This is a genomic window from Mesorhizobium sp. M7A.F.Ca.CA.002.09.1.1 (genome assembly GCF_003998555.1).
GTDB lineage: Bacteria > Pseudomonadota > Alphaproteobacteria > Rhizobiales > Rhizobiaceae > Mesorhizobium > Mesorhizobium ciceri.
The window spans coordinates 1-1,988 of the sequence record NZ_RZRR01000966.1 but is presented as its reverse complement, the minus strand read 5'-3'; the positions used below and the strand labels follow the sequence as shown (position 1 = coordinate 1,988).

Sequence of the window (1,988 nt, the reverse complement as noted above, 5' to 3'; positions counted from 1 at the left end):
GTAAAGATCTGTCTTGCCTGCTCGGGCGTAAAATCCAGCGGCACGCCTCGCGCGCCGACGGCGCGGCCTTCCAGCCAGCTCAGGCAATCGACTTGCCGGGGTTGCATTGAGGCGTTCGCGCTGACAAGCACGAACAGATCGCCAGCCGGCGTGGCGACCGCAGATGGCGTGGCGATGCCGGCCGATTGCAGAAAACCCATCCATTGCAGTTCCGAGCGCAGGGCGGCGTCCGTGTGATAGCCAAACCGGTGAATGCGCATGGCGGCCGGCTGGCCATCGGGCAGACGGATCCGGAAGACCGCGTTCTCGCGGAATTTCAGCAGCTCCGGCTCACCCTCATCAATGCCCCAATGGGCGAGCGCGCGCCTGGCCAGCGCCGTGACGTCGGCTGCCGTCTCGGGTTCGGATTGCGCGGAGACTGCGCTCACGCCTTCACTCCGCCGACTTCGCCAAGCACTTCTTCGAGGACGCCGATCAGGAAGTCGGCATTGTCGCGGGAGAACGGCATTGGCGGGCGGATCTTCAACACATTGCCGTGGATGCCGGTCTTGCCCATCAGCACGCCGCGCTGGCGCATCCGGTTGGCGACCTGCTCGGCAATGTCGGGCGCCGGTTCGCGCGTCTTGCGGTCGTGAACCAGTTCGGCGCCGAAGAACAGGCCAGCGCCCCTGACCTCGCCGATACATTCATGGCGATCGGCGAGCGGGCGCAGCAGGTTGAGTGCATAGGCGCCGACGTCACGCGCGTTGGCAACGAGATCTTCCTGCTCGATGACGTCGAGAACGGCATTGGCCACCGCGCAGGAAACCGGATTGCCGCCGAAGGTGTTGAAATAACGGAAGGCGTTGCGGAAGGTCGCCAATATCTCCCTTGATGTGACCACGGCGGCGATTGGATGGCCGTTGCCCATCGGCTTGCCCATGGTGACGATGTCGGGAACGAAGCCTGCGCGCTGGTGGCCCCAGAAATGACTGCCGGTGCGGCCGAAACCAGGCTGCACCTCGTCGGCGATGACCAGTCCGCCGGCGTCACGCACCGCGCGCATCGCGTCGTCGAAAAAGCCGGATGGGAGCGTCGGAAAGCCTTCATTGGCGAGCAGCGGACAAAGGATGATGCCGGACAGGCCGATACCGTCCTTTGCCAGCGCGGCGATGGCTTCGCGCACTGCGTCGCCAAAGGCTTTGCCGTTGGCCATCGCAGCCGGATGGCGATAGCTGTCAGGCGCCGGCACCAGCCTGACATTGCGGGCGCGGCCGCCGACCGGCGGCATGCGGGTGCTGAGCTGCGAAACCGCCGCGGTGTTGCCATGATAGGTGGCGTCGGTGGCGATGATACCCATGCGGCCGGTGGCGGCCTGCGCCATGCGCAGCGCGATGTCGTTGGCCTCGCTGCCGGTGCAGGTCAGGATGGCGGTCGACAGGCTGGCATCGAAGGTCGCGGTCAGCCGCTCGACATAGTCGAGGATGGCGGTGTGAAGATAGCGCGTGTGGGTGTTGAGCAGGCTTGCCTGCCGGCACAGGGCCTCGACCACATAGGGGTGGCAGTGGCCGACATGGGCGACGTTGTTGTATGCGTCGAGATATTTGCGGCCGTCGGCATCGTAGAGCCAGACACCTTCGCCGCGCACCAGGTGCACGGGCTCGTCATAGAACAATTGCGATTTCGCACCGAGCAGGCGCGAGCGCCGGCTAACCAACGCTTCTTGCGGTTGAGTCATTGCGTCTCGAAACTCCGTTCTCTCCAATAACCGTCAGACCTTCGACAGGCCTGCATCCAATGCTTCGCCGATCCTCGCGACATCCGCGGCGCTGACGATAAGCGGCGGCGACAGGATGATGGCGTTACCGGAGACGCGCAGCATGACGCCGGCCTCGTAGGCCGCCTCCGAAACCAATGCCATGGTCTTCTTGTCGGCGGGCTTTTTCGTCGCGCGGTCCGAGACCAGCTCCAGCGCCGCCATCAGGCCCTTGTACCGGACATCGCCGACG

General features: G+C 64.9%; 2 protein-coding genes and 1 pseudogene. All 3 read right to left on the bottom strand.

Annotated features, from left to right (window positions below):
• A pseudogene (locus EN994_RS28990) lies at nt 1-428 on the bottom strand (phosphotransferase); the annotation flags it as partial.
• A complete protein-coding gene (locus EN994_RS28985) occupies nt 425-1,717 on the bottom strand; it encodes an aminotransferase class III-fold pyridoxal phosphate-dependent enzyme (protein WP_063169696.1) in 1,293 nt (430 codons plus the stop codon). The pseudogene EN994_RS28990 and the gene EN994_RS28985, both read right to left, overlap by 4 nt.
• Nucleotides 1,718-1,750: 33 nt before the next feature.
• The coding region (locus tag EN994_RS28980; RefSeq protein WP_127308037.1) for an aminotransferase class III-fold pyridoxal phosphate-dependent enzyme at nt 1,751-1,988 on the bottom strand (238 nt) is incomplete at its 5' end.

Coding starts and splice junctions, on each gene's coding strand:
- EN994_RS28985 (WP_063169696.1), bottom strand. CDS start 1,717: ATGACTCAACCGCAAGAAGCGTTGGTTAGCCGGCGCTCGCGCCTGCTC.